This is a genomic window from Streptomyces sp. NPDC004111 (assembly GCF_042874215.1).
Taxonomy (GTDB): Bacteria; Actinomycetota; Actinomycetes; order Streptomycetales; family Streptomycetaceae; genus Streptomyces.
Genome location: NZ_JBIAMU010000003.1, coordinates 229,765 through 251,045 on the forward strand (window position 1 = coordinate 229,765; position 21,281 = coordinate 251,045).

Here is a 21,281-nt window from a genome sequence, read left to right on the forward strand (position 1 = left end):
CACGGGGCCGTGTCTGCGGGAGGTTCCTGAACCAGTAACCGCCCGGGGCCGCCGGGACGACTGTGGAAGTGTCCGGGTCGACCCTTCGATGACGCACCTCACCGGAATCGCATGTGCCCGCAATGGCGCAGGCGTACGGCGACGGCGCGAAGTCACTTTCGGCCTGCGGTACTTGACGTCGCTCGACAACCTCGGCCGGGAGCCCTCCCTGCCCCCTCCACTGTCCAGCGCGCCGCACAGTGTGGAAGGGCCGCGCATCGAAAGCAGGACGGAGCGTCGAAGCTCCCCCACCCTCGCCCCGTGCCGATCACCCACAGCACCCTGTGGTTTCATTTGTCGTACGGCAACAGTTTAGCTTGCAACGGCTGCGGGATCCGACCCGTCCTCAGCCAACCCGACGCGAGGGGTGCGCGATGAAGATCGGCGACGGACCACCATCAGCTTTCCCTGTGGCAGGGCGCACTGCCGACCGCCGGCGCACGCACCGTACGGGCTCCCGGTGACCGGAGGAAGCCCGCCCCAGCGCGTCGGCGCGCCACTGAACTCCCTGCCCGCCCTGCGGCAGGAGGCCCGGCGCCTCGCCCTGGTCCACCGTCTCCCCCGCGAGACGGCCGCGCGGCTCGTCCTGACGGTGAGCACCCTGGCGGCGGGCACCCTCCGCGCGGGTCTCCCCGTCACGCTCACCCACAGCGGCCCGGCGACGACCGGGCAGGCCGTGCTCACTCTGGCAGGGCTGAGCGCCTGCGCCGAGCCCGGCCCGGAGGACATTCTCCTGGCCCCGACACACACGTCCCCGGATTCCGCCTCGTGGCACATCGCCCTGCCGGAGGGCCCTCAGGCACACCTCCCCTCCCCACGGCAGGGATCGCCCACGGCTTCCGACATCGATGCCTACGAGTCGGAACTGCGCGCGGCCCTGGCACACCTGGACCGGCTTGAGCGACAGCAGCAGCAGCTGGAGCAGGAACTGTCCCAGACCAACAACGGAGTACTCGCCCTCTACCTGCAACTGGAGCAGCGCGAGGAGCAGTTGCGGTGGGCCCAGCGCAAGACCCTGCTCGCCATGGAGGACGCGCTGCGCCCCGCCGCCGTGCAGGTCGCCGGGCTGGAGCTGGCCGTCCACTACGCGCCGTCCGACCCCAACGCACCGACCGGCGGCGATCTCTACGACTGGTTCCGGATGCCCGACGGCACGGTGCACATCACCGTCGTCGACGCCCTGGGGCACGGCATCGGCAGCACGCGCAGCGCCTTGGCGGTGACGCACGCCGTGCGCACCCTCGCGCTGGAGGGTCATCCGCTGGAGTCGATCCTGGCGCAGGTGGACAGCCAGCTCTCCCCCATCGCACCGGGACTCCAGGCCACGGTGCTGCTGGCCCGGATCGATCCGGCGACCGGTGCGCTCACGCTCGCCAACGGCAGCCACCCTCCCGCACTGCTGCTGCGCGCCCAGGACGGCACCACCCGTTATCTGTCGGTACGCGGCCGAGGGGTGGGGTACCCGCTTCCGGGCAGCGAACGCCTCCGGCACGAAGTGCTGGCACCGGGGGACTTAGTCATCCTCTACACCGACGGGCTCACCGAGAGCCGCCGCGACCCCCTGGAGGGCGAGGCCCGGCTGATCGCGGCCGTCCGCGCGCACGCGGCCCTGCCCCTCGCGGCGATCCCGGCGGCCATCGCCGCCGACATGCACACGGTGGTGCTCCACAACGACGACACCCTCGCCCTCGCCCTGCGCCTCACACCACGTCCTCACGGAACACCGCTGCCGGACGACGCCGCGGACCCCGGACAGCCGCCCGCGCCCGCCCCGAAGGGCAGGTCGGCAGAGCGACCGCACGGGATGTCGTGAGCGGCCAACACCGTCCGCTTTAATTGCCGTTTGACAACAATGAAGCCTGGCAACATTCTTGCGACTGGCCACGGGGACGCAGCCGTGGATCAGCGCGAGCCGGCATGGTGCCGGACTCCGGACGAGTGAGGACAAGGTGCGCCATTTCTTCCGTTGCGGCGCTCCCACGCCCCTGACGCTAGGCGGTGCGGGAGGACGCTTCGTGAACACCCCGCACCGCCGCGCCGCGGTGCGGGCCCGAAGGTCTCTCCCCCGTGCCCTCGTCCGGCTCGCTCCGCAGAGCGACGGGTCCCTTCTGACTCGACGGCATCGAGGCCGCCTGGTGGGCCCGCCGGAACGCGGTGAGCCCGCGCGCCAGCGCGTCCCGCTCCTGCGGCGTCATCGCCCCGAGCGTCGCCGCGAGCGCGCGCTCCCGGTGGGCCCGCAGATCGGCGAGGTAGGAACGGCCGAGTGAGGTGATGCACAGCCTCACCTCACGGCGGTCGGCGGTGCTGAACGAGCGGTCGAGGTATCCGATCGCCTGGAGGCGGTCGCACAGCCTGCTGGCCGAGGACGGGGCCGCCCCGAGGTGGTCACCGAGTTCGCGGAGATTGAGGCTGCCCCGCTGCTCCAGGACGTACAGCACGCGCAACTGGGACGTGGACACCGGGGCGGTCGGCACCGCGTCCCGCCCTCGTTCCCACAGCATCTCCAACTGCTCGACCACCGCACGCGCGGCCTCCGCGGCTTCGCCGCCCGAGGGGTGTTCGGCAGCAGGGTCCGTTCTCCGCACCGTGAATCTCCGCTTCAGCCCACCGGCGTCCCTGCCGGCCGGGCACTCAGTCTGGCAGTGAAACTTGATGAAAGTCGAACTTTCGACCCTCCGAGAAAGGCCCTTCCCGTTCATGGACCGCTTCGCCACCGCCGCCACGGCCCTCCACAGCGCGGCCCCGCACGCTCTCGTCGACACGGTCCGCGCGGTGTGCGCCGACCAGTACGGGGCGACCGCGGTCGACCTGTGGATGGCGGACTACGCCATGACCATGCTCCAGCCCGTCACCGTTCCGCCGTACACCGCCGAGTCGGTACCGATCCGCAACAGCGACCCCGGCCGTGCACTGGGAGCACAGCAACCCTTCGTCTGCAAGGGCCGATACCCGAACCCGACGGGTGCACACCTGCCCCAGCCACCGGGAACGCCGGCCGGGCGGCCCGAAGCCGTTCCCGAAGTGACCGTGCACCTGCCGGTCAGTGTCCGCGGCGACCGGCTCGGCGTACTGTCCCTCGCTCTTCCCGAAGGGGACGACACCCCGCAGGTCCTCGACGAACTCGTGCGGCTCGCCGACGTCCTGGCGCACGAACTCGTCGTCGCCGACCGCGACACCGACCTCTACCTCCAGGCCCGCCGGGCCACCCGCCTCACGCTCGCCGCCGAGATGCAGTGGCAGCTGCTCCCGGGCCGCTCCTGCACCCGCCCCGAGTACACCCTGGGCGCCCAGCTCCAGCCGGCGTACGCCATCTACGGCGACAACTTCGACTGGGCCACCACCGGCGACACCCTCACCCTCACCGTCACCAACGGCATGGGCGACGGCATCAAGGCCGCCCTCCTCACCAACCTCGCCATCAACGCCCTGCGCAACGCCCGCCGCGCCGGTCTCTCCCTCGCGGACCAGGCCGCCCTCGCCGACCAGGCTCTCTACGGCGAGCACCAGGGCGAGCAGTACGTCTCCGCCCTGCTGTTCGAATTCGACCTCGCCACCGGCGCCTTCGAGGTCATCGACGCGGGCTCCCCGAAGATCTGGCGCCTGCGCAAGGGCACGGCCGAACCGATCGAGCTGGAGCCGCAGTTGCCGCTCGGCATGTTCGAGGACACCCACTACGTCCCCCAGCACCACACGGTCGAGCCCGGCGACCGGCTCCTCATCGTCAGCGACGGTGTCTACGCCTCCACCTCGTCGCAGGGCGAACTCTTCAGCGCCCGTCCCCTCACCCGGGTACTGTCCGAAACCCGCCTGCTGCCCGCCCCTCAGGTCCCGCAGGCCGTCCTCGAAGCACTCGCGGCCCATCACGTGCCGGGCCCCGACAGCGACGACGCCATGGTCATCTGCCTCGACTGGCACGGGCGCCCCACGGACGACCGGACCTCACCGGCGGCACGGGACTGAACCCTCCCGGTGCGCGGGCGCCCGGAGCGGGACCCGGACGGTTCCGCCATCGCCCTGCGCGGTCACGGCCCGGGGAAGGGGCTGTTCGGCCCTTGCCTGTGACCGACCAGCCCCTGCGCGGCGTCTCCCCGGAGCGGGCAGGCTGCCCTCCACCGCGCGCCGCGGGGCGCAGGTGTGCAGGGCAGCGCACCAAGGGGGAGCCATGTCGTGGAGCATTCGCCTGCCGTCCCGCTCCGAAGGAGTGCTCCGCCTTCCGCGACGTCCTCGCCATCCCTCGGCGGAGCGCCGGACCGTCGCGCCGCCGCTCGCCGTGGTGCGCCGGTACGGGGACCGGACCGTCCTGGAGGTCCACCATCGCATCGGCCCTGCCTCCGAGCCCCGTCTCGGCCGCCTGCTCCATGCCACCGTGCGGCCCGGACTCACCGAGCTCGTCATCGATCTCCGTCGCGTCGCTCCCGTCGGAGCCGGTACGCACGGCGTGCTGGAACTCGCCCAGGTCCTTGCCGCACGCCACTCGCTGTCCCTGCGCATCGTCACCGCGGGCGAGAAGACGGACGCCCCGGGCGGAGGCCACCGTCCGGAGGGTCTGGGCACGCCGAGTCCTGTGGACGGGTTCGGTGACGGCGGACGGTGGTGATTCGGCCCGCATTCGGACCAGGAAGTTGCACAACCGGCCGCTTCCTGACAAGCCGCCTGTACGGGGGACGTCGAATGCTGAAATGTGCCATGGAACAGGGCGAGCGCAGAGCACACCCCCGCAGGACATCCGTCTCCGAAGAACCGTTTCGTGCTCTTCTGGAAGCGGCACCTGACGCGATGGTGATCGTGGACGACGGCGGAGTGATCCGCCTGGTCAACGCGCAGACGGAATTGCTGTTCGGGCACCCCCGGAGCGAACTGCTCGGGCACCCGGTCGAAATGCTCGTCCCCGAGCGCTTCCGCGCCCAGCACCCGGGCCACCGGCTGGGCTACTCCGCGAACCATCAGTTCCGGCCCATGGGAGCCGGCTTCGAGCTGTACGGGCTGCGCCGGGACGGAGCCGAGTTCCCGGTGGAGATCAGTCTCAGCCCGCTCCAGACCCCCGACGGGCTCCTCATCTCCGCCGCGGTACGGGACGTCAGCGAGCGCAAGGCGGCGGACGCCCGCTTCCGCGCACTGCTGGAGGCGGCCCCGGACGCCATCGTCATCGTGGACGACGCCGGCACCATCCAACTCGTCAACGCGCAGACCGAGGCCCTCTTCGGCTACCGGCGAGACGAACTCCTGGGACGTCAGGTGGAAGTCCTGGTGCCCCGGCGTTTCCATCACCACCATCCGTCCCACCGGCACGGCTACATCGACAACCGCCGCGTACGCCCCATGGGCGCGGGGCTGAACCTGCACGGGCTGCGCAAGGACGGCGGGGAGTTCCCGGTCGAGATCAGCCTCAGCCCTCTGGAAACCCCCGAGGGCACCCTCGTGTCCGCCGCCATCCGCGACGTGAGCGAGCGCAAGGCCGCGGAGGTCCAGCTCGCCGAACTCTACGAACAGCAGCGCCACGTAGCGCTGACCCTCCAGCGCAGCCTGATGGGCTCGCCCGCTCCGCTGCCCGGAATGGCCACCTCCAGCAGGTACTTCCCCGCCCGGCAGGGCCCGGGGGTGGGCGGGGACTGGTTCGACCTGATCGCTCTGGGCGGCGGCAGAGTGGGGGTGCTGATCGGTGACGTGATGGGCCGCGGTCTGGAGGCGGCGGCGGTCATGGGCCAGCTGCGTTCGGCGTCCCACGCCCTCGCGAAGACGGGCATGCCGCCCTGGCAGCTCATGCAGGCCCTGGACGCCGTGGTCAGCGAACTGCCCGACCAGCTCGTCACCTGCTGCTATCTGATGCTCGACCCCGACGACAGCGTTGTGACGGTGTGTTCCGCGGGCCATCTGCCCGTACTGATCGTGCACCCCGACGGACAGGTCCTCAGGCTCCCCGTGCCGGTGAGCGTGCCGCTGGGCGTGGGTGAGGTGCCCCACCAGGAGACCCGGCTCGGCGTGCCTCCGGGTGCCGTACTGGCGCTCTACACCGACGGCCTGGTGGAGACCCCGACCAGTGACATCGAGGAACAGCTCGACGTCCTGACCGTGGCGCTGGAGAAGGCCACCGCCGGCACTCACTGCCTGGAACGGATCGCCGACACGGTCCTCTCCTCACTGCTCCCCGACGCGAGGTACTACGCCGACGACGTCACCCTGCTGCTCGCCCGGATCCCGGACGCCCCGGTGACGGCCGTGTCCGCGCAGCTCCCCGCGGAGCCGGTCAGTGTGGGAGAGGGGCGCCGGTTCCTGCGCGCCGCGCTGGAGGAGTGGGGGTGCGGGGACCTCGCCGATCTCGCCTGTCTGCTGACCTCCGAGCTGCTGACCAACTCGGTGCGGCACGCCTGCGCCCCCTTGCGGCTGCGGCTGCGACGTACCTCGGACGAACTCCACATCGAAGTGTGCGACGGCAGCCCCGTATTGCCGCACGCGAGGTCCGCGGCGCCCGACGACGAGTCCGGGCGCGGTCTGGCCCTGCTGGACCAACTGGCCACCGCCTGGGGAGCCCTGCCCGCGCGCGAGGGCAAGGCCGTGTGGTTCTCGCTGCCCCTGTCGGCCCTCCACGCGTGACCGCCCTGCGGGTCACCCGCCCGGGGGCCGGGAGTCGCACGGTGCCAGGTCGAGGGCGATGCGGTCGGCCCATTCCTCGATGGCCGCCCAGTCCCGGAAGTCGCCGTAGCGGCACCCCATGAGGCGGAAGCGCAGCCGCCCGCCGCGGGACAGCTGATCCCTGGCGATGACTCCGGAGAGGAGCCGGTGGCCGCGGAACGGGGGCAGTTGGGGCAGGTTCTTGAGGATCACCGGCGCTTCCCTGTCCGCGAGCCGCTTCCAGGGCCCTCGCAGTGCTCCGGGCATGCCGACGCTGAAGAGCCACACCGGCCGGACGCCGAGGAGCCGGTGGTTGCGGCGGACGAAGTCCTGGGCCTCGGGCAGCCAGGCCATGCCGTGGACCGCGCTGCCGAGGACGAACACCTGGTACGTGTCCGGGCGTTCGACGCGCTCCATCGCCCGTACGTCGACCGTGTGGCCGTACTTGGCCAGCCGCCCGCCGAGCCGGCAGGCGATTTCCCGGGTGGAGCCGTGAGCCGTCGCGTATCCCACCAGAACGTCCATGATTCCGTCCCTGCGCTCTGCGCCCGTCTCGTTGCCCGCATCGTCGTGCGGGCGGGGCACCCCGTGGAGGTGCCGTACGTCCCGGGAACGGGGCCGATCGGCTCCGCGCGCGGGTGCGCCGGGCTGCCCGCCGTTGCTTCACGACCGGCTCCGCGCGCGGGAGTTGCCGCGACCGCCGCTCCCCCGGCGGTCACCGCGTCCCGGGAACCGGCCCGCGCCCAGGTCCGCCCGCGTCGCGGACGAGGAGGGCGATCTGCACCCGGTTGGACAGGCCGAGCTTGGTGAGCGCGCGGCTCACATAGGCCTTGACAGTGGTCTCCGTCATCCCCAGTTCGCGCGCGATCTCCGCGTTGGAAAGGCCGCGTGCGACCGCGGCGGCGACGGTGCTCTCCCGGCCGGTGAGGGCCGACAGGCGTTTCCTGGCGGCGTACGCGTCGGGCGACTGCTGCTCGGTGTACGCGTCGAGCACCCGTCTGGTGACCGTCGGCGCGAGTGTGGCGCCGCCGTCGGCGACCGCGCGGACGGCGGCGATCAGGTCGCGCGGTGCGGTGTCCTTCAGCAGGAATCCCGCGGCCCCGGCCCGCAGGGCGCCGTGCACGTACTCGTCACGGTCGAAGGTGGTGAGCATGATGACGGCGGGCGCACCGGGCAGCCGGTTGATCTCCTTCAGCGCGGCGACCCCGTCGAGGCCGGGCATCCGTACGTCCATCAGGACGACGTGCAGCCGGTGCTTGGTGACGGAGGTGACGGCCGCCGCCCCGGATTCCGCCTCGGCGACGACCTCGATGTCGTCGGCGGTTTCGAGGATCATGCGCAGCCCGGTGCGGACCAGGGCCTCGTCGTCGACGATCAGTACGCGGATCATGTCGGCAGCTCCGCGCGGACGGCGAATCCTCCGGTCGGCGACGGGACCGGGGCGGCCGTGAACCGGCCGCCGAGCAGTTCGACGCGCTCCTTGAGGCCGATGAGCCCGAGCCCGCTGCCGGGCATGGCCGGGGCGTGTCCTCGCGGTGCGGTGTTGCTGATCGTGACCTCCAGGGCCGAGGGCAGGTACCGCAGCACGACGCGGGCGGTGGCGCCGCCGGCGTGCTTGTGGATGTTGGTGAGTGCTTCCTGCACGACGCGGTGGACGGTGTGTTCCACCATGGTGGGCACCTCGCGCGCGGTGCCCTCGTCGCGGCGTTCGACGGGGACGCCGGCCGATCTGGACTGGTCGAGCAGCCGGTCGAGGTCGGCGAGTGCCGGCTGCGGCTGGAAGGAGTCGCCGTCGGCCTCGGTCAGGACCCCCAGTACGGCCCTGAGCTGGGCGAGTGCTTCCTTGCCCGTGGTCCGGATCAGCTCCGCCTCGGCCGCGGTCCGCTCGTCGGGGGCGCTGATCTCCAGTGCCCCGGCGCGCAGCACCATCAGCGAGACCCGGTGGGCCAGTACGTCGTGCATGTCCCGGGCGATGCGGGCACGTTCCTGGACACGTGCCCGCTCGGTACGGACGGCCTGCTCCCGCTCCAGCCGCTCGGCACGCTCGCGCAGCCCGGCCACCACCTGCCCGCGGGCGCTCCGCAACAGCCCGCCGGTGACCGGGAGCCAGACGAACAGCGCCACCCCGCCGAGCGCGGAGACCACCTCGACACCGGGCCTCGGCGCCACCACCAGCAGGCTCGCGGCCACCGTGAGCACCGCCAGGTGACGCGGGCGAAGCGTGGTCGCGGCGACGTACGAGGCGACCGCGACCAGCATCCCCGGGGACCTGACCACCGCGTCGACGGCCGCCACGAGAAACAGGGGCCACAGCCGCCGCGGCACCCTCGTGATCGCCGCAGCTGCCAACAGACCCACCACAGCGGCTTGTACGGGAGCCGGAACAGCGGCCGGCCACGGCCAGCGCGCTCCGTACGAACCCGGGAGGGACGCGGGGAGGAAGGCGGCGGCGAACGCGACGACGGGCGGCAGCCAACCGCGCGCCAGACGTAGGCGCGCGCCGCCGCGCTCCGGCTCTCGATACGGATCCTTCACCAACTCATGATCCTCAACGGCCCGCGCTCAGACACAGCCGCCCCCGGCTCCCCGCCGCGGAACACCCGGACTCCCAAGGGCACGAACACCACGCACAGCAGACCGCCCAGGACGATGTCGAGCGCCCCGCTCTCCTTGAGCGCGCCCGTCCACAGCGTCCCCGAGGCGAGGAACAGCAGCGTGCGTCCCATGCCGAACGTGCCCGCCCGAAACGCGCCGATCGACAGCAGCAGCGTCCCGAAGTACAGGCCGAAGGCAGCGGTGATGGGCACCCGCAGCGGGCCGTAGGAGATGTCCGTGTAGGCGTCCAGCACCAACTGGGTGGCCCGGTCGAGCCCCAGTGGCTCGATCAGCTGGAAGGCGGTGTGGTCGACCCCCGCCCAGTAGAGCCGGGAGAAGAGACCCACCACCACGAGCAGACCGCCCGCAAGGGCAAGCTTCGGGGAGCGTACGGCGACGACCTGCGCGAAGGTGACGAAAGCGAAGCAGAGCAGAATGGCCCCGGCGGCGAAACACCCGTAGCCCGCCGTCGTCAGCGCGGGACTCGCCTGGTACGTGGCCAGCTGCCCCGGGGCGGGAAAAGGCTGTTGGCCGAACCAGGTCAGCTGCGCCGGGGTGAACCCGGCCGACCGCATGGCCAGATACCGCAGCACCAGCCCGGCCAGCCACACCAGCGACCCGAGAACGAGGGCGGTCGCACCGGTGTGACGGCCGGGGAACCCGGAACCGCGGGGGACGTCGGCGGATTCCTTGACGGAGGGTGACACATGCGTGAGAGACATGCCCGCAGCCTCGCCCCGGGGGCACCCGGCCCACATCCTTCGATGGATACGGCCGGCCCTCTCTTTCGTCACCGACAGCGCGACGCGGCCCGGCGGTTGTGCCCGGCGCTATTCCGCGGGTGAGGTGCGCCGTCGGGTTTCGGGCGGGGTGGTGGGCTGGAAGGTGTGGTTGTCGATGACTTCCCGGGCGACGTGGCTCAGGAGGAGCTGGTTGCGGCGGGCGTGGTGGCGCATGGCCTCGAAGGCCTGGTTGAGGGTGGTGCGGGCGCGGACGGCCAGGATGCCCTTGGCCTGCTCGATGAGGATGCGGCTCTGCAGCGCGGTGTGGAGCTGGGTGTTGACGACGTGCTGCTCGCGGATGGCGCGCGCCTGGATGAGGCCGATGGTCGCGGCGTCGGCGAGGGCCTGGGCCAGCGAGAGGTCCTCGGCGTTGAGTGCGGGGGTGTCGGTGCGCAGCAGGAGGAGGCTGCCGAGTGTGTCGTCGCGCAGCCGCATCGGCAGTGCGGTGGCCTGCGCGTAGCCGGCCCGGTGGAGCTGGGCGGTGAACTCCGGCCAGCGGGCGGCGGGCCCGGTGTCGGTGTCGGTGTCGGTGGTGATGGTTTGCGCGCTGTGGTGGGCGTCGAGGGCGGGGCCCTGCTCGCACGCGGCGTCCAGCAGCCGTTGGAGGTTCGGGCCGGCGTCGCAGGGGGCGGGGCTGTGGAGGTCCAGGCCGGGGTGGGCGAGGAAGACGGCGGCGTCGGAGACGTCGAGGAGTTCCTCGCAGCGGACGGTCAGCTGGTGCAGGAAGTCGACCACGTCGAAGTCCTCCACCAGGGTGTCGGCCAGCTCCACGAAGGTGCGGGCGATCAGCTGTTCCCTGGTCATGGGCGGGTACGTCCCTCTCTGCCTCCGGGCCCGGCAGGAGCGGCCGGGCGTGCGGAACCTGTTTCACGGGCTGCCGTGCGGCAGCCTCTCCTCGATGACGCGCAGGGCGGTCTCCACCACGGAGCGGCCGTTGGCGTAGGCCCGTGCGCGCAGCCGGTCCAGTGCCTCGGCCAGCGATATGCCCAGCGCCTCGCTGAGGATCCCGGTGGCCTGGTGGACCTCGGCCCGGTGCAGTGCGACCGCCCCCGCGTGCCCGTAGCCCGCACCGGGCGCGTTGTTGGCGGGCCACCGGTTGAGGACGTGCTGGGCGAGGGCGTCGGCGACCAGCCAGCCCTGCGCCGCCTGCCGTTCGTCGAGCGGGCCGGGGGTGCGCCGGTAGCCGGTCATCGTCCCGACCTGGGCGGCCCCGATGTGCACCGGCCACACGAACAGCGCCGCCACTCCCAGCTTCTCGGCCTCCGCGGCGTACTGCGGCCACTGCCCCTCCAGCAGAGCGGCCAGATCCGGCACCGCCCGCAACCGGGACCCCTCCGGCACCCCCAGTCCGGGCCCCTGTCCGAGCACGAACTGCATATCCTCCAGACGGGCACTCGTACGGTCGCTGAACCACACCAGTTCCTGCCCCAGCGACACCGCCATCCCACCCAGGCCCAGAGCGGACGCGCACGCCAGCGCCGCCTGGCGGCGCTCCTCCTCGGACGCCGGCACACTCAGACCGTCCAGGAACTCCCGGACCGACGGGCACAACCGCATGTACGCCTCCCACAGGACCGTCCGCCCCCTCACCGGCGACCGCCCTCGCACCCAGCGTAGAACCGGGCCCCGCCGCAAGACAGCCCTTCCGCCGAACTCCGCACGCGCCTGCGGGAAGCCGGTCCGGAAGGCGATATTTCCCAGCAGGTCAAGGGTCGTTGGACGGAAGCGGAGGCGTGCTGGTGCGTCGGCCGCGCCGCACTCCCCCGGCACGGTCCGAAGGCGCCGGAGTGCCCCGGGGCGGGGTCAGCCCGCCGTCCGCCACCGGGGGCCCGCCGCGCCCGCCTGCCGGTCGTGCTCGGCGCGCGCCGCCTCCAGCAGGCAGCGCCAGGACACCACGGTCGGACGCCGGCGCAGCAGCGCCCGCCGTTCCCGCTCCGTCATCCCGCCCCACACCCCGTGCTCGATCCGCAGATCCAGCGCGTACGCCAGGCACTGGGTGCGCACCGGACAGCCCTCACAGACGGCCTTGGCGCGCTGCTGTGCCGCGCCCTCGACGAACAGCTCCTCCGGATCAGCGGTCCGGCACGCCGCCCGCGTACCCCAGTCCCCGCCCTCAGCCCCGGCCACCACGAATCAACCCTCTCCATACCGGTCGAACTGCCACTGTTGCGTGGTCAGTTGAAGGACGGTACGCAGCTCGGGCCGGAAACAGGGAAACCTGACACCCGCCGGCAACCCCTTCGAGTGAACATGCCCTTGACAACCCCACCACCGGACCAGGCCCCACTGGTCCCCCGGCACCCCTCCGCCCTCCCGAATTGCCCACGCCGGGCAGCCGCCGAACACCCCGCCAGGGCGCCTCTGACGGGTTTCAGGCGGGTGGTGAGAGGAGGGCGACCGCGGCGTTGAGGGCCATTCCGATGCCGATGCCCCCGACGGACCAGCCGAGCGCCTTGGCACTGTTGCGGGTGAACCAGTCGTTGATCCGCTGCAGTACGGGCTCGGCCCGGTCGTGCGCGGCGATCCGGACCGCGCCGAGGAGGACCGCCGGAAGGATCATCACGATGCAGTAGCCGGCCAAGGCCCCTCCGGTGACCTGCCAGTTCTGGCCGGCGTTCGCGAGCAGACCCAGGGCCGCCAGGTAGGGCACCATCGTGACGGCCTCCAGCGCCGTGGCCACCAGCGCGAGGCTCATCAGCCCGCGCGCTCCGCCGCCCCGCGCCTCCCGGCCGCCCTCGTCCCCGCCGTCCGGCACGGCCCCCGACATGGCCGCCGCCCGCCAGCGCCGCATCCGGCCCGGTGTGCCCGACCGGCTGCGGACGCGGGCCTCCAGCACGTAGCTCAGGGCGATGACGATCAGGCCGAGGACGAGCTGTCCGACGCGAAAGTGCGTCGGGTCGACGTCCGCGAGGGCCGCCCGGACGCTTCGCAGCACCGCATCGGCGCCCAGCACCAGGAGGACGCCCAGACAGAAGTAGAGCCCCGCGACCGTGGTGAGGTAGACGGCCATCCGGCCGGCCCGCACCCGCCCGGGGGTGAGCAGCAGCCAGATCGGGATCAGCAGGGTGCCGAAGCTGGTGCTGTCCAGCAGCGCCAGCCCGGCGAGCGCGAGCACGAGCGTCGCACTCATCGGTCGAACAGCCGGTCGACGTACGTGGCCAGCGCGGCGCCGATGCGGGACGCGCCGAACTCGTCACCGGTCGCCGCGTGGTGCAGGCACAGCCCGTCCACGAAGGCGACCAGTGCCGCCGCTTCCTCCTCGGTGTCGATGTCCGCGCCGAGTTCACCGGCCCGTTGCGCACCACGCAGTGCCTCGTCGACGCCCCGTAGGAGCCGCACGGTGGCGTCCCGGTGGATCGCGGCCATGTCGGCGTCGGTGAGCGACGCCTGCACGAAGCTCAGCCAGACTCGCAGTTCGGCACGCCGCTCGGAGGTCAGCGGCAGGGACGTCTCCATCAGCCGCACGACGAACTTCCGGACCGGTGCCTCGACGGGGATCGCCGCGATGCGCTCCTCGCTCCGTCGGTAGACGTAGGCGATCCCGAACCTCAGCAGTTCGTCCTTCGAGCGGAAATAGCGCTGGACGAGTCCCACGGACACGCCCGCCGTCCGCGCCACGTCAGCAAGAGTGGTCCGCGCCAGTCCCTTGTCGGCGACCACGCTCATCAGCGCGGAGGCGACCTGGCCTCGTCTCGTGTCGGCGTCTTCGTGTAACGTCATGGAAAAATATTATCGCAATATTTTTTGAACGTCGAGGCGGCAAACCCGTAGGTCTGGCCTTCATACCTTCAGAGTGAGAGTCTCTGTCCTCACTCCGTCCGCACCAGACTGAAGGCAAGAGACATGAAGACAGTTCGTGCGATCGCCGTGACGGCCGCCCTCGTCGCGTCCACCGCCTGCGTCACCGTCAGCCCCAGCTCGGCCGCACCCCCGCGGAACTGTCCCGAACTCGCCAAGGACCTCGGCTGGTACGGCAGCAACCGCGCGGTACTCCAGCGCTTCATCGACGACAACGGATCCTGCAGGGCCACCAGGGGTGCCAAGCACCGGCCGCTGGCCCTGTTCGACTGGGACAACACCGTGATCAAGAACGACGTGGGCGACGCCACGACGTTCTGGATGCTGCGCAACGGCAAGATCCGTCAGCCCGCCCGCGGCGACTGGACCACCACCAGCCAGTACCTCACGCCGGAGGCGGCGCGGGCGCTGAAGGCGGCGTGCGGTCGTTCCGCCGCCCCGGGGCGCCCTCTGCCCACCGGGACCGACTCGCGGTGTGCGGACGAAATCCTCTCGGTGTACAGCAAGGGCGGGACGACGGCGGGCGCGACCGCCTTCGCGGGCTTCGACCACCGCCGTATGGAGCCGTCCTACGCCTTGGCAGCCCAACTGCTCTCCGGCTACACCCATCAGGAGGCCAAGCGGTTCGCGCGGCAGGCCCGTGCGGAGAACCTCGCGGCCCCACAGGGCGCCGAGCAGCGGGTGGGCACCCAGCGGGTGACCGGCTGGGCCCGCTACTACCCGCAGCAGAGGAACCTGATCGCGACGCTCGTCAGGGCCGGATTCGACGTGCGCATCGTCTCCGCCTCCGCCCAGCCCGTGGTGGAGGTCTGGGCCGAGGGTGTCGGACTCGCCCCGCAGAAGGTCATCGGTGTACGGAGCAAGGAGGCCCGCGGACGGCTCACCCCGCAGCTCGCCGACTGCGGGAACGCGGCGAAGAGTTCGGTGATCCCCTACATCGAGGGCAAGCGCTGCTTCGTCAACCAGAACATCCTCGGCGTGAAGGGCAGGGCCGCCTTCGAGCAGCAGCCCGCCGCCCGGCGCCAGGTCTTCGGCGCCGGTGACTCCGACACGGACGTCACCTTCGTCGGCGACGCGACGAAAATGCGCCTGGTCCTCAACCGGAACAAGACCGAGCTGATGTGCCGCTCGTACCACAACGGCGACGGCAAGTGGCTGGTCAACCCCATGTTCATCGACCCCAAACCCCGTCTCGCCACCCCCTACCCGTGCTCGACGGCCGGCTACGTCCGCCCCGACGGGACCAAGGCACCCGTCCTCGGCGCGGACGGCACGGTCGTCCCCGACCAGGAGGACACGGTCTTCTGACCACGGTGGGACTGCTCCGCCGGTATGCGGACGGTGGGCCGGTCGTACGGCCGGCGCCCGTCCGCATACCGGGCCCCATAAGCGGCAAGGCGCGCAAATACGGCCCTAATGGACCTATGTCCAGCCCATAAGCGCTAGGCTGGGGCAGCCACACCCCGGGCGTTCGCCCCACCTCGGGCAGACCCGGGCAAAGGAGGAGTCATGAGCCAGCCGCTCACGGCCGACGACCGTGCGACCCACGGTGTCGTCTTCCGCCCGGTGCGGGGCGGGAACACCTTCGAGGAGACCGTCGAACGGCTCCTGTGCGCCATCAAGCTGGGGTTCATCGCGCAGGGCGAGACGCTGCCGCCGGAGCGCGACCTCGCGGCGCAGCTGGGCATCAGCCGGGTGACGTTGCGCGAGGCGATCCGGGCACTCCAGCAAGCCGGTTACGTCGAGCCCCGGCGCGGTCGTTACGGCGGCACCTTCGTGACGTACAGCCCTGCGGAGCCGAGCGAGGGCGAAGTGCGGCGGATCGCGGAGAGCATGGGGGCCGAACTGTCGGACGCGCTCGCGTTCCGTCGGGTCATCGAGCCGGGCGCCGCGGCCCTGACCGCCGAACGTGCCCTTGCGGCGAAGGACCGCCAGTTCCTCCAGGCGCGGCTGGAGGACGTCCGCTCCGCCGATGCCACGACGTACCGTCTGATGGATTCCCGGTTCCATCTCGCCATCGCCGAGATGAGCGGTTCCCCGTCGCTGTACGCGAGCGTGGCGGAGACGCGCCTGCGGCTGAACGACCTCCTCAACGCCATCCCGCTGATGGAGCGCAACATCGAGCACTCGCACGAGCAGCACAACGACATCCTGCTGGCCATCCTGCGCGGGGACGCGCGGACCGCCCGCTCGGTCATGGAGGACCACGTCGCCGGCACGGCGGCCCTGCTCCGGGGTTTCCTGGGCTGAGAGGCCGGATGACCAGGCCCCCGGGAAGCCGGATCTCCGTACCCCCGGGAAGCCGGATGTCCGAACCCCGGAAAAGGAAGCGGGTTCCCCGGTGGGTGCCCGCTCCCCTCCAGGTCCCGGGTCAGCCGGTGATGCTGGGCGATCCGGTCTCCAGGTGGCCGGTGAAGCGCTGGTGCCAGGTCGTGTCGCCGCTGATGGTGAGGTCGAAGTCGTACCAGCCGTCGCACTGCTGGACCTGGTTGAAGAAGTCCTCCGTGGAACCTCCCGCGGGCACGTCGTAGGTCCAGGTCCCGCTGCGGTAGCGCGTGGACCTGACGGTGAAGGTGACCTGCTGCCGGGAGTTGTTGGTCATCCTGAACCAGAGGGCGAGCTTGCCGGTGCCTGCCTCGACCCGGTACGAGGTGCTCACGGCGACGTCGCGGCCCGCCTTGGTGAGATCTCCCCTGAACCGGCGCAGGAAGCGGTTCGGCCCGATGAGGGTGAGGTCGTACTTGCCGTCGCCGTACCCCGCACCGCAGTTGAAGAAGTCCCGTGTGGAGGCGTTCGCGTCGATCGTGTACTGCCACGGGCCGCCGCCGCGGTGCGCGTTCGCGTACGCGGCGAAGTGCGCCGCACGGGAGGCGGGCGCGCCCTCGTTCAGCATCTTCACGTAGACCTTCATGGTGCCGCCGTCGATCGTGTGCCCGTCGAGATGGCCTGCGGGCTGGTACGGGAGGGCGCGGGCCCGCCGTGTTCCGGGCTCCTGGGCGGGCTGGGCGTTCGTCGTCGGCGACGGATTGGGCTTGCCGCTGCACACCGAGACCCCGATGTGCTGGGTGGCGGGCAGGCTCGGCAGGCCGTTGCTCCTCGTGGAGAAGTCGAAGGCGCCGGTGAGGTCTCCGGCGACCTTTCGCCGCCAGGGGGTGATGTTGGTGCAGGTGGCGGGCTTGCCGATGGCCCGGGACCAGACCTCCATGAACTTGATGACCGAGGTGTGGTCGTACACCTGCGAGTCCACCCAGCCGCCCTTGGACCACGGGGAGACGACGATCATGGGGACCCGGAACCCCATGCCGAGCGGCACTCCCCCGAAGTACTCGTCGGTGTACTCCGCGGGCGGGACGGGCGGCGGCACGTGGTCGTAGTAGCCGTCGTTCTCGTCGTAGTTGAGGAAGACGACGGTGGAGTTCAGCACGTCGGCGTTCTTGTTGAGCGCGTCGAGGACGCGGTGCAGGAAGTGGGCGCCGGCTCCGGGGGTCGCCATGGGGTGCTCGGAGTGCTCGTAGTCGGGGACGATCCAGCTGATCTGCGGGAGGGTTCCCGCGAGGACGTCCTTCGCCACGGCGGCCACGATCTTGTCGGCGACGGTGCCGGGGACGGTGTCGTCGACCCCCTTCACGCCCCGGTCCCACAGGGCGCCCGACCCCGGGTCGTGGGCCGGGTCGCGAAAGGCCGCGAAGAACTCCAGCGCGTTGTCGCCGTAGTTGCGGGGGTCGTCGTGCGTGAGCGGGTCGGTGACCTGGTAGACCTTCCAGTCGATCCCGGCGGCCTGGAGCTCCTCGGCGTAGGTCTTCCAGGTGAGTTTGTGGCCGCGGAAGTCGCCGCCGTTCTTGGTCGCCTCCGTGTTCTTGCCGGTCCACAGATGCAGCCGGTTGGGTCCCGTACCCGTGAGGGACGAGGCGTGGTAGGCGTCGCAGACGGTGTAGTTGTCCGCGAGGGCGTAGTGCAGGGCGATGTCGTGGCGCTGCAGGTAGCCGAGGGCCCGGACGCTGCCGACGCCGGTGACCCAGTTGTCCATCCGGCCGCCGTTCCACGCCGCGTGCATGGACGTCCAGGAGTGGGCAAGACCGCTGTCGCACTGGGAGTTGATCTCGACGCCGGTCCCCGGATTCATCTTCCACGGGTACTGACGGCCGGCGCCGTTCGGCTGGTGGAACACGGACTTCCCGCCGGAGAGCAGGATCGTGGCCTTGTCGTCGAAGCCGCGGACGCCGTTCAGCACTCCGAAGTAGTGATCGAAGCTGCGGTTCTCCTGCATGATCACGACGATGTGCTTCACGTCGGTGATGTTTCCTGCCGCCGCCTCGGCGGCGGCCTTCTCCCGCACGGCCTCGCTGGGTTCGCCGGGCGGCAGTTTGGTGAGCGCCACCGTTCCGACCGCCGCTCCGGTCGCCGCGCCGATGAAATTCCTGCGGTCGATCGACACTGTTTCCAGCCTTCCGTTCAGAGGGGGGAGGCACGCAGCCGCACTGCACTGTCCCGGGGCGAAGGTCCGGGCGGGTGGCCGGAGGGAACGGCGGAGCCCGCGAGATCAGGGGGCACGTGCACGTCAAGAAGAGGCAATTAAGGTATTAAGGGCATACCTTCAGCGCGTGGCCACATTTAGTCACGGCGTCTTCGGGGCCGTCAAGGTGCGCGTCGACGCGGAATTACGGAGGTTCGGCGCCGGGTTCCCGAGGTTCGGTGCCTGGTTCCGGAGGTTCGGTGCCGGTCGGCGTTTCCGCGGAGCGGGTGACGCGCGGGCCGCGTCACCCTAGGTCGGGCAGGTCCCTGAGCTGTCTGCGGGAGGTGATTTCGAGCTTGCGGAAGATGTTCCGCAGGTGGGCGTCCACCGTGCGCGGGCTGAGGAACAGGCGCCCGGCCACCTCCTTCGTCGTCGCGCCCGCCGCGACCTGGCGTGCGATGTGCGTCTCCTGCATGGTCAGACGGTCGTAGGTGTGCCCGGAGCGGCTGCGGGCCACTTCCCCGGTCGCGCGCAGTTCGTCCGCGGCCCGCCGGGCGAACGCCTCCAGTCCGGTTTCCGCGAGCTGCTCGTGCGCGGTGCGCAGGTGTGCGCGCGCGTCGCGTCGGCGGCCCGCGCGGCGCAGCCACTCTCCGTACCGCAGGTGCGCCCGCGCCAGGTGCGGGACCAGTGAGGTGTTCCTCAGGTGCTCAAGTGCCTCCTGGTGGTCGTCCTCCGCCTCGCTGACCAGGGCCCGCGCCCCTGCGGCCACGCCGAGGGCGAATCGGGTTCCCGCGGGCTCCGTACGCTCGACCAGGGACTCCAGCGCCGACCGTGCGGCGGCGCTCTCGCCGCAGCGGACCGCGGCCTCCACCAGTTCGGGCAGTGCGATGCCGGTGAGGAACAGGTCGCCGCCCGCCACCGCCCGTCTCGCTGCGGCCAGCGCGGCCGGGTAGTCGGCCAGGCCGTTGTGCAGCACGGCCGTCGCCCAGTGGGCGTTGCCGGTCAGCTGCCCGCCGGGCCGGTTCGTCACTTCGGTGAACAGGTCGAGCACCTCCCGGCGGCGGCCACGCCACGCCGCCAGGTGCACTCTCGGGTAGAGCTGCGGCGGGTCGCCGACGGCGTCCGCGAGCGCTTCCTCCTCGGCGATCGTGGCCATCGCCCGCCCGAAGTCGCCGGTGAACACCGCGGACAGGGTGAGCTGGGACAGACCGAGCCGGATGATCATCGGTGATCCCGTGTCCCGTCCGGTGCCCACGAGCCATTCGACGATCTCCGCGTGCAGGTCCAGGTCCCACAGCTCGCCCGCGACGACCGTGGCCAGCGCGGGCGTCCCGGCCCATCCGGCGGTGCCGTCGGCCGCGTCGCCGACGAGTACCCGCCGCAGTGCCGGTGCCCCGGCACGGTGCCCCTCGCTGCTGAGCAGCACCAGCGCGTCGAGGAGGTCCGGTGCGCCCGGGACCGGCGGTGCCGTCCGGGCGGCTTCGAGCACCCGGTCCATCACTCCCGCTGCCCGACCCACGACGAGGCCCATCTCCAGCGCCGCCACGAAGTACGCGCGTGCGCGCGCCGGATCGCTGTCCGCGAGCCGCCGCGCGGCCCGCAGGATGAGTTCCGGTCCGCGCACGACGCCGTCCGCGCCCTGGGCGAAGGCGATCTGCCCGCGCAGGAGGTCGAGGGACGCGTGCTGGAGCTCGTCGAGCGACTCGGCGTTGATGCCGGTCAGCAGCTCGCCCGCGGCGTCCGCCCGCCCGGCCGCGAGGGTGGCCCGCGCGGCGGCGAGCGTGCGTCCGGTCTGTTTGCCGGGGTCGAGCGAGAGTTCCGCCGCACGTTCGAGGAAGGCGGCACTGGCGGACACGCCCCCGCGTGCCTGTGCCCGGGTCGCCGACGACTCCAGCTCCGCGGCGACCCGTTCGTCCGGGCCCGAGGTGGCTTGTGCGCGGTGCCAGGCCCGCCGGTCCGGGGCGGCGACGGGATCGGTGGTGCCGGCCAGTGCCCGGTGTGCCGCCCGGCGCTGCTTCGGCTCGGCCGCACGGTAGGCCGCCGAGCGTGCCAGTGGGTGGCAGAACCTCGTACGGGTGCCGAACCGCACCAGCCCGGACGCCTCGGCGGCGGCGCTCGCGGCCGGCACGCCGAGGCCCAGCAGTCGCGCGGCGGGCCACAGCAGCCCCGGGTCGCCGGTGGGGTCGGCGCTCGCGAGTACGATCAGCAGCCGTGCGTCCAGGGGCAGTTCCGCCATCCTGGCCCGGAAGCTCCGCTCGATCCGGCTCGCGACGGGGGACGGTGCCGGCAGCGCGAAGCCGCCCGCCTTCGGCAGCTCGATGAGCGCCAGCGGGTTGCCGCGTGCCTCGGCGAGCAGGCGATCCCGCACCCGCTCGTCGAGCGTCACGGCCTTCTCCTCGGCCAGCAACGCGCGCGCGTGCGCGTCGCTCAGGCCGTCGACCGTCAGCCCCGGCAGTTCGTCCAGTCCGCGGAGTGTGCCGGAGTCGCGGGCCGCGATCACCATCGCGATCGGTTCGGCCGCGACGCGCCTCGCCAGGAAGGTTAGCGCCGCCGCGGACGCGGCGTCCATCCAGTGCGCGTCGTCGACGAGGCACAGCACCGGCCGCTGCGCCGCGGCGGTCGCCAGCAGCTGGAGCGCGGCAAGGCCGACGCGGAACGTGTCCGGTGTGCCGTCGGACAGCCCGAACGCGACGAGCAGGGACTCGCGGTAGGCGGGCGCGAGCGATTCCAGGTGCGCCAGTACCGGCACGCACAGCTGGTGCAGCGCCGCGAAGGGCAGTTCACCCTCGAACTCCGCACCGGACGCGCGGATCACCTGGAACTCCTTGGGCGCCGCACGCTCGACGTGATCCAGCAACGCGGTCTTGCCCATGCCGGGTTCACCGCGCAGGACGAGCACACCGCCCCGGCCCTGTTCCGCGGCACCGACCAGGTCGAGGAGACGAGTGATCTCGTCGTGCCGGCCGAGGAGCGAGCGGGCAGGCGTCGTGGACATGATCGGAACC

General features: G+C 71.6%; 18 protein-coding genes. 6 read left to right on the forward strand and 12 right to left on the reverse strand.

Going from position 1 to position 21,281, the window contains the following annotated elements:
* Positions 1-499: 499 nt before the first annotated feature.
* Positions 500-1,852 (forward strand): PP2C family protein-serine/threonine phosphatase, encoded by a 1,353-nt coding sequence (locus tag ACFYVL_RS08050; protein WP_389242005.1) that lies wholly within the window; start codon positions 500-502, stop codon positions 1,850-1,852.
* 178 nt (positions 1,853-2,030) lie between these two features.
* Here the strand turns inward: ACFYVL_RS08050 and ACFYVL_RS08055 are convergent, their stop codons facing one another.
* Positions 2,031-2,624, reverse strand: coding sequence for a MarR family winged helix-turn-helix transcriptional regulator (locus ACFYVL_RS08055; protein WP_389242006.1), 594 nt, complete (start codon positions 2,622-2,624; stop codon positions 2,031-2,033).
* A 112-nt stretch (positions 2,625-2,736) separates the two neighbouring features.
* Between ACFYVL_RS08055 and ACFYVL_RS08060 the strand changes: the two genes are divergently transcribed.
* The 3 genes from ACFYVL_RS08060 to ACFYVL_RS08070 all read left to right on the forward strand — a co-directional run bounded on the left by ACFYVL_RS08060 (position 2,737) and on the right by ACFYVL_RS08070 (position 6,630).
* Positions 2,737-3,999 carry a PP2C family protein-serine/threonine phosphatase gene (locus ACFYVL_RS08060; RefSeq protein WP_389242558.1) on the forward strand — a complete coding sequence of 421 codons (1,263 nt, stop codon included), beginning with the start codon at positions 2,737-2,739 and terminating at the stop codon, positions 3,997-3,999.
* Between the two features lie 202 nt (positions 4,000-4,201).
* Positions 4,202-4,636: a hypothetical protein gene (locus tag ACFYVL_RS08065; RefSeq protein WP_389242007.1), complete on the forward strand. Its 435-nt coding sequence runs from the start codon at positions 4,202-4,204 to the stop codon at positions 4,634-4,636.
* An 89-nt stretch (positions 4,637-4,725) separates the two neighbouring features.
* Positions 4,726-6,630, forward strand: a complete 1,905-nt coding sequence (locus ACFYVL_RS08070; RefSeq protein ID WP_389242008.1) for a PAS domain S-box protein — start codon at positions 4,726-4,728, stop codon at positions 6,628-6,630.
* Positions 6,631-6,642: 12 nt separating this feature from the next.
* Here the strand turns inward: ACFYVL_RS08070 and ACFYVL_RS08075 are convergent, their stop codons facing one another.
* The 9 genes from ACFYVL_RS08075 to ACFYVL_RS08115 form a co-directional block, all read right to left on the reverse strand.
* Positions 6,643-7,173: a flavodoxin domain-containing protein gene (locus ACFYVL_RS08075; protein WP_389242009.1), complete on the reverse strand. Its 531-nt coding sequence runs from the start codon at positions 7,171-7,173 to the stop codon at positions 6,643-6,645.
* Positions 7,174-7,363: 190 nt separating this feature from the next.
* Entirely contained in the window at positions 7,364-8,038 is a 675-nt protein-coding gene (locus ACFYVL_RS08080; RefSeq protein WP_389242010.1) for a response regulator, read from the reverse strand.
* Positions 8,035-8,997 (reverse strand): sensor histidine kinase, encoded by a 963-nt coding sequence (locus ACFYVL_RS08085; protein WP_389242011.1) that lies wholly within the window; start codon positions 8,995-8,997, stop codon positions 8,035-8,037. The genes ACFYVL_RS08080 and ACFYVL_RS08085 overlap by 4 nt, the downstream gene beginning before the upstream one ends.
* 182 nt (positions 8,998-9,179) lie before the next feature.
* Positions 9,180-9,965 carry a hypothetical protein gene (locus ACFYVL_RS08090; protein ID WP_389242012.1) on the reverse strand — a complete coding sequence of 262 codons (786 nt, stop codon included), beginning with the start codon at positions 9,963-9,965 and terminating at the stop codon, positions 9,180-9,182.
* Positions 9,966-10,073: 108 nt separating this feature from the next.
* Positions 10,074-10,829: an ANTAR domain-containing protein gene (locus ACFYVL_RS08095; RefSeq protein ID WP_389242013.1), complete on the reverse strand. Its 756-nt coding sequence runs from the start codon at positions 10,827-10,829 to the stop codon at positions 10,074-10,076.
* Between the two features lie 63 nt (positions 10,830-10,892).
* A complete protein-coding gene (locus ACFYVL_RS08100) occupies positions 10,893-11,615 on the reverse strand; it encodes an ANTAR domain-containing protein (RefSeq protein WP_389242014.1) in 723 nt (240 codons plus the stop codon).
* 213 nt (positions 11,616-11,828) lie between these two features.
* A complete protein-coding gene (locus ACFYVL_RS08105) occupies positions 11,829-12,155 on the reverse strand; it encodes a WhiB family transcriptional regulator (protein ID WP_389242015.1) in 327 nt (108 codons plus the stop codon).
* 241 nt (positions 12,156-12,396) lie between these two features.
* The gene (locus tag ACFYVL_RS08110; protein ID WP_389242016.1) at positions 12,397-13,155 is read right to left on the reverse strand and encodes a GAP family protein; all 759 of its coding nucleotides are present in this window, start codon (positions 13,153-13,155) and stop codon (positions 12,397-12,399) included.
* Positions 13,152-13,745: a TetR/AcrR family transcriptional regulator gene (locus tag ACFYVL_RS08115; protein ID WP_389242017.1), complete on the reverse strand. Its 594-nt coding sequence runs from the start codon at positions 13,743-13,745 to the stop codon at positions 13,152-13,154. The genes ACFYVL_RS08110 and ACFYVL_RS08115 overlap by 4 nt, the downstream gene beginning before the upstream one ends.
* A gap of 123 nt (positions 13,746-13,868) precedes the next feature.
* Here ACFYVL_RS08115 and ACFYVL_RS08120 point away from each other — a divergent pair, with 123 nt between their 5' ends.
* Together ACFYVL_RS08120 and ACFYVL_RS08125 are read left to right on the forward strand one after the other, a co-directional pair.
* Positions 13,869-15,131 carry a haloacid dehalogenase-like hydrolase gene (locus ACFYVL_RS08120; protein WP_389242018.1) on the forward strand — a complete coding sequence of 421 codons (1,263 nt, stop codon included), beginning with the start codon at positions 13,869-13,871 and terminating at the stop codon, positions 15,129-15,131.
* Positions 15,132-15,332: 201 nt separating this feature from the next.
* Positions 15,333-16,073, forward strand: coding sequence for a FadR/GntR family transcriptional regulator (locus ACFYVL_RS08125; protein ID WP_389242019.1), 741 nt, complete (start codon positions 15,333-15,335; stop codon positions 16,071-16,073).
* 121 nt (positions 16,074-16,194) lie between these two features.
* Here the strand turns inward: ACFYVL_RS08125 and ACFYVL_RS08130 are convergent, their stop codons facing one another.
* Together ACFYVL_RS08130 and ACFYVL_RS08135 are read right to left on the reverse strand one after the other, a co-directional pair.
* Positions 16,195-18,258, reverse strand: coding sequence for a phosphocholine-specific phospholipase C (locus tag ACFYVL_RS08130; protein ID WP_389242020.1), 2,064 nt, complete (start codon positions 18,256-18,258; stop codon positions 16,195-16,197).
* A 322-nt stretch (positions 18,259-18,580) separates the two neighbouring features.
* Positions 18,581-21,271 (reverse strand): AAA family ATPase, encoded by a 2,691-nt coding sequence (locus ACFYVL_RS08135; protein WP_389242021.1) that lies wholly within the window; start codon positions 21,269-21,271, stop codon positions 18,581-18,583.
* Positions 21,272-21,281: the final 10 nt, after the last annotated feature.